The organism is Actinotalea sp. C106, assembly GCF_023630195.1.
In the GTDB taxonomy this organism is placed as follows: domain Bacteria; phylum Actinomycetota; class Actinomycetes; order Actinomycetales; family Cellulomonadaceae; genus Actinotalea.
Map to the genome: position 1 here is coordinate 1 of NZ_JALPKN010000209.1, position 5,649 is coordinate 5,649.

At 74.0% G+C, this 5,649-nt stretch carries 7 protein-coding genes; 3 read left to right on the top strand and 4 right to left on the bottom strand.

Going from position 1 to position 5,649, the window contains the following annotated elements; translation table 11 throughout:
- Together L0B03_RS13110 and L0B03_RS13115 are read left to right on the top strand one after the other, a co-directional pair.
- The coding region (locus tag L0B03_RS13110; protein ID WP_250446460.1) for a 3-oxoacyl-ACP reductase at positions 1 to 989 on the top strand (989 nt) is incomplete at its 5' end.
- A complete protein-coding gene (locus L0B03_RS13115; RefSeq protein WP_250446463.1) occupies positions 986 to 1,966 on the top strand; it encodes a MaoC/PaaZ C-terminal domain-containing protein in 981 nt (326 codons plus the stop codon). The genes L0B03_RS13110 and L0B03_RS13115, both read left to right, overlap by 4 nt.
- Here the strand turns inward: L0B03_RS13115 and L0B03_RS13120 are convergent.
- On the bottom strand, positions 1,950 to 2,921 hold the full coding sequence (locus L0B03_RS13120; RefSeq protein WP_250446466.1) for a hypothetical protein: 972 nt from the start codon (positions 2,919 to 2,921) through the stop codon (positions 1,950 to 1,952). The two genes, L0B03_RS13115 and L0B03_RS13120, sit on opposite strands and share 17 nt — an antisense overlap.
- 104 nt (positions 2,922 to 3,025) lie before the next feature.
- Here L0B03_RS13120 and L0B03_RS13125 point away from each other — a divergent pair, with 104 nt between their 5' ends.
- Positions 3,026 to 3,667, top strand: a complete 642-nt coding sequence (locus L0B03_RS13125; protein ID WP_250446469.1) for a pentapeptide repeat-containing protein — start codon at positions 3,026 to 3,028, stop codon at positions 3,665 to 3,667.
- Positions 3,668 to 3,836: 169 nt separating this feature from the next.
- Here L0B03_RS13125 and L0B03_RS13130 read toward each other — a convergent pair whose 3' ends face one another.
- From L0B03_RS13130 to purQ, 3 genes are all read right to left on the bottom strand, one after another.
- Positions 3,837 to 4,421: a GNAT family N-acetyltransferase gene (locus L0B03_RS13130; RefSeq protein WP_250446472.1), complete on the bottom strand. Its 585-nt coding sequence runs from the start codon at positions 4,419 to 4,421 to the stop codon at positions 3,837 to 3,839.
- A gap of 1 nt (position 4,422) precedes the next feature.
- The gene (locus L0B03_RS13135) at positions 4,423 to 4,953 is read right to left on the bottom strand and encodes a GNAT family N-acetyltransferase (RefSeq protein ID WP_250446474.1); all 531 of its coding nucleotides are present in this window, start codon (positions 4,951 to 4,953) and stop codon (positions 4,423 to 4,425) included.
- 19 nt (positions 4,954 to 4,972) lie between these two features.
- Positions 4,973 to 5,649 (bottom strand): phosphoribosylformylglycinamidine synthase subunit PurQ (gene purQ / locus L0B03_RS13140; RefSeq protein WP_250446477.1); only part of this gene is annotated, 677 nt, incomplete at its 5' end.

Sequence of the window (5,649 nt, forward strand, 5' to 3'; positions counted from 1 at the left end):
GGGCCCCCGGGGACGCGGCCCCCGCCGTGGCCGCCGCACGCCAGGGGGTCGACGGCGTGCTGCGCTCCCTGGCCAAGGAGCTGCGGCGCGGGGCGACCGGCAACGGGATCGTGCTGGGCGACGGTGTCGAGATCGACGCACCCTCGGTGACCGGGACGCTGCGCTTCCTGCTCTCGGGGCGGTCGGCCTTCGTGGACGGCCAGCTGCTCACGGTCGGCTCCGGGGCGGGTGAGCTCCCCGCGGACTGGGAGCGGCCGCTCGAGGGGCAGGTCGCCGTGGTGACCGGCGCAGCCCGCGGCATCGGGGCCGAGATCGCCCGGACCTTGGCCCGGGACGGGGCGACCGTCGTCGCCGTGGACGTCCCCACGGCCGGGGAGGCGCTGGCGGCCGTCGCCAACGAGGTGCACGGCTCAGCCCTGCAGCTCGACATCACCCGCGAGGACGCGACCGAGCGCATCACCGAGCACGTGCGGTCCCGCCACGGCCGGCTCGACCTGATGATTCACAACGCGGGCATCCTGCGGGACAAGCTGCTGGCCAACATGAAGCCCGAGACCTGGGACCCGGTGCTCGCGGTCAACGTCACCGCGCCGCTGCGCATCACCGAGGCCCTCCTCGACGGCGACCAGCTCGGCGCGGCCCCGCGGGTGGTGTGCCTGGCCTCGACCAGCGGCATCGCGGGCAACCGCGGGCAGACCAACTACGCGGCCTCCAAGGCCGGCGTGATCGGCATGGTGCGTGCCTCGGCCCCGGCCCTCGAGGGAGCGGGCGGCACGATCAACGCGGTCGCACCCGGGTTCATCGAGACTGACATGACGGCCCGGATCCCCTTCGCGACCCGTGAGGTGGCCCGGCGGCTCAACTCCCTGCAGCAGGGTGGGCAGCCGCGGGACGTGGCCGAGGCCATCGCCTTCCTCGTCTCGCCCCAGGCGGGCGGGGTCAACGGCCAGGTGCTGCGCGTGTGCGGGCAGAACATGGTGGGCCAGTGAGGACCCCTGAGGTCGAGGTCGTCGAGCTCGACGCGGTCCCAGCCCTCGGTGGCCTCTACGCCCGCGGGGTGGCCGGGTCCGCGCGGGCCGCGGCCACCCGACGGCGGACGGTGCGGCCGGACGACCTGCCGAGCACCGAGCTCGTGGTGCGCGAGGTGCAGGCCGAGGTCGAGCACCTGAGCGCCTACCAGCACCTGCTGGGCGAGACGGGCGGGGATGCGCTGCCCGCGGGGTTCGTGCACGTGCTGGCCTTCCCGGTCGCGACCGCGCTCATGGTGCGGCCCGGGTTCCCGCTGCCGCTGCTCGGCATGGTCCACGTGGCCAACCGGGTCGAGCAGCGACGCGCGGTCCGCCTCGGCGAGGAGATGGACCTGCGGGTGCGGGCGCAGGACCTGCACGCGCACCGCTCAGGGGTCACGGTCGACCTGGTCGCCGAGGCGTGGGTCGACGAGGAGCTGGTGTGGACCGGCACCTCGACCTACCTCGCCAAGGGCCACCACCTGGCCCCCCACTCGGCCTCGACCGACCCCACCCCCCTCCCCTCCCCCGGCGATCTCGTGTCAGAACCTCAGGGTGCCCTGGGTATCCCAGGTTCTGACACGAGGTCTGAGGAGAGGGCTGGGCGGGTGCCGACGGGGCAGTGGCGGCTCGCGGGCGACGTCGGGCGGCGGTACGCGGCGGTGTCCGGGGACCAGAACCCGATCCACACCTCGGCCCTCGCGGCCAAGGCCTTCGGCTTCCCCCGCGCGATCGCCCACGGGATGTACACCGCGGCCCGCGCCCTGGCCGACGTCGGACCGGCCCGCGGCGAGGCGTTCGTGTGGGAGGTGCAGTTCGCCAAGCCCGTGGTGCTGCCGAGCACCGTCGCGGTGCGCGTCGCCCAGGGCGACGGCGAGGCGGAGGGCTTCTCCTTCGAGGCGTGGAGCCCGCGCAGCGGGCGGACGCATCTGACGGGCCGGGTCAGCCCTCTCGGGTAGGCGGTCCGGGGAGGTCCTCGCACGAGGTCTCGTGCGGGAGCAGGGGGCGGGGCCACACCTCGTACAGGTCACCGTCCTGCTCGAAGAGGGTCACCGTGCTGGCATCCGCGAGCGCATCCGCGAGCACCTGCGCATCCTCGCCCGCGACCAGTCCGCACTCCTCGAGGTCGCTGAGGCCGACGTCAGCGAGGGGCCACGGCGCGGTGTCGGGAGCGAGCCCGTCGTCGACGGTCCCGGGGACGGCAGCCCTGGCCAGGAGCGCGAACGCCGTGACGTCGTACGAGGCGCCCTCCCCGGCGCCGAAGCGCTCGCCGACCATGGCGAGGACCTCGGTGAGCACCTCGCGTGCCGCCATCTGCTCCTCGGTGAGCCCGAGGTCCTCGGTGGGGAGGAGGTCCTCGGTGGGGACGTCGTCCGTCCCGGCGGGGGCGCCCTCGGGGAACCTCTCGAACCCGAAGGCCGGCACCTCATGACGGACCGTCTCGCCGTCGACGCGCAGCTCGACCACCGTCGTGGGGAGATCGGCCACGAGAGGCTGGCCGTAGTCGGGAGCACCGTCGAGCAGGCCTGCCTCGCGGGCGGCCGTCACGAAGGCGTCGACGTCCTCCTCGGGGAGCTCGAACACGCGCGGGTTCGGCAGGGCCGGCGGTGGGTAGATCGCGATCTGCGGACCCTGACGGACGGCCCGACCGTCCGCGTAGACGGTCAGCTGGGGCATGGTCCGGAAGTCCGTGCCTGCCGGTGCGTAGCCGCCGGCCTCCCGTACCTGCAGCACAGGCATCTCGGTCGCAGACGCCTCGTCGGTGGGCTCGGCCGTGTCGTCAGGCTCGGCCGTGCCACCTGGTTCGGCGGGGGCCGGGCCGTCCTCGGCGGGGGTCATGCACCCCGCGAGGCCGAGCACCAGGACGCCGAGGACCGCGCCCCGTCGCGCCAGCCGACCAGGCCGTCGTGTCATCCGCATGCTCGCCCTCCTCGGTGTCGCCCCGGCGCACGCCGTGCTGCGCCTCGTACCAGGACTGTGTGTCCGTAGGGCCCAGTCTTGCGTGGCAAGCTCGGACCATGCCCGACCGCAGCCGCCAGGACGCGCACCGCGCACCGCACCGCGACCCCTTCACCGGACCGCTCGAGCCCGGGGCCGACGTCGACCTCGCCTCCTTCGAGGACCTCGACCTCACCGGCCAGGACGCCACCGGGGTGACCCTGGTCGACTGCGCCCTGGTCCGTTGCCGTCTCGACGGCGTGCGGATGGGCCACGCGAGGCTGGTCGACACCAGCCTCGAGCAGGTGACGGCCGGGGAGCTGCACACCCCCGACGCCGCCTGGCAGGGGGTCGAGCTCCTCGACTGCCGGCTCGGCGCGGTCCAGGCCTACGGCAGCACCTGGACCCGGGTCACCCTGCGCGGTGGCAAGACCGACTACCTCAACCTGCGCGGCGCGAAGATCACCGACCTGCGGATCGACGGCGCCGTCCTGGGGGACCTCGACCTCGGCGACGCGACGGTCCGGCGGCTGACCATCACAGGCAGCCGCATCGGCCGCCTGGCCCTGCACCGCTCGACCCTGACCGAGGTCGACCTGCGCGGGGCGGACCTGTCCGGGATCGAGGGCGTGGACGGGCTCGCGGGGGCGACCATCAGCGAGCAGCAGCTGCTCGAGCTCGCCCCCGCGATGGCCGACCACCTGCGCATCACCGTCACCTGAGCCTGCACACCTCGTGTCAGACGCTGGGGTCGCCCTGGGTATCCCAGCGTCTGACACGAGACTGCAGCAGGGGGCGAGGGGTCAGGCGAGGGTGAACTCGCGGGAGCCCTCGCCGAGCTCGGCCGCGACCGAGGAGAGGTCCGTGTGAGGCCGCGTCGCGGGGGGCGCCTCAGTCCTGCGCGGGCACCGACCGAAGGCGCCCGAGGAGCCCGTCGCGCACCCCCGGCCACTCCGCGGCCAGGACCGAGAAGTAGGCGGTGTCCCCGCGGGTGCCGTCGGCCGCGATCCGGTGCCCGCGCAGCACCCCCTCGGCCACTGCTCCCAGGCGACGCATCGCCGCGATGCTGCGGGAGTTCCTGGCGTCGGCCCGCAGTGCCACGCGGTGCATTCCCCAGACGTCGAAGGCGTGGGTGAGCAGGGCGAGCTTGGCGGCCGGGTTGGTCGTGCCGCCCCACCACGGCCTGCCGTAGAAGGTGTGTCCGATCTCGCACCGTGCGACTCGCTCGTCGACCTCGTAGAAGGAGGTCGAGCCGCGCGTCGTGCCGTCCGGTCCGAGGACGGCGAAGGCGTAGCGCTGCGGGGTCGCGTGCGCGGTGCGCACCCAGGCAGTCATCTCCTCGACGGTGCGCGGCGTCGGGGACGTCATGCCCGCCCAGAGCTGGTCGTCGACGAGGTCGAGCAGGGCCGGGGCGTGGTCCTCGGTGAGGGGCACCAGCCGCAGGTCGGCGGCGCGGAGGGTCACCTGGTGGTGCACGTCAGGGGACCGTGCAGAGAGCGCGCTCGAAGCACAGGGAGTCGGCCTCGTGGACGTACGGGCCGTAGTTCGGGATCGGGGTGTAGCCCGCCGAGCGGTACAGGCCGATCGCCTCGGGCTGCAGCACGCCCGTCTCGAGGATCACCCGGCGCATCCCGTGCGCGGCGGCCGCGGCCTCGAGCGCGCTGAGGACGAGCCGCGACAGCCCCCGCCCGCGGTAGGGGGCACGGACGTACATCCGCTTGATCTCCCCCGAGCCGGCGCCGTACCGGGAGGCGTCGCGCAGCGAGCCGGTGGCGACGGCCTGACCGTCGACGTGCACGAGGAGGGTCACGAGCATCTCCTCGGCGGGGAGGATCGGCTCGGCGCCGCCGTCGTCGTCGTACCTGCCCCGGAGCTCGGCCTGCTGCTCGGCGCACAGCTCCTGCACCACAGGGTGGTCCCACGCGACCGTGGTGACGGCGGGTCCGGTCGACGGAGGTGCTCCCGTCGTCGGCGAGGTGACGGTGGTGGTGGCGTCCGGGGTGCTCATGCGCGCGGGCTCGGGGCGCTCAGCCGAGCAGGGTCGTCAGCACCGAGCTGAAGAAGCGCAGACCGTCGGTCCCGGTGCGGGGGCCGGCGTCGCCGTCGGGCCCGAACCCGACCTCGACGGCGTGCTCCGGGTGGGGCATGAGGCCGACGACGTTCCCGGCAGCGTTGGAGATCCCGGCGATGTCGCGGCGCGAGCCGTTCGGGTTCCAGCCCTCGTAGCGGAAGACGACGCGCCCCTCGCCCTCGAGCTCGTCGAGGGTGTGCTCGTCGGCGACGTACTGGCCGTCCTGATTCTTGAGCGGGATGGTGATGCGCTCGCCCTGGCTGTAGTCGCGGGTCCAGGCGGTCTCGGAGTTCTCGACGACGAGGACCTGCTCGCGGCACAGGAAGGTGCGGTGGTCGTTCTTGATCATCGAACCGGGCAGCAGGTGGGCCTCGGTGAGCACCTGGAAGCCGTTGCAGATGCCGAGCACGGGCAGGCCGCCGTGGGCCGCGTCGACGAGCTCGCCCATGACCGGGGCGAAGCGCGAGATGGCCCCGGCGCGCAGGTAGTCCCCGTAGGAGAAGCCGCCGGGCAGGACCACGGCGTCGACCCCGTGCAGGTCGGCGTCGGCGTGCCACAGCGGGACGGCGGTGCCTCCGGCGAGGCGCACGGCGCGGGCCGCGTCACGGTCGTCGAGGGTGCCGGGGAAGGTGA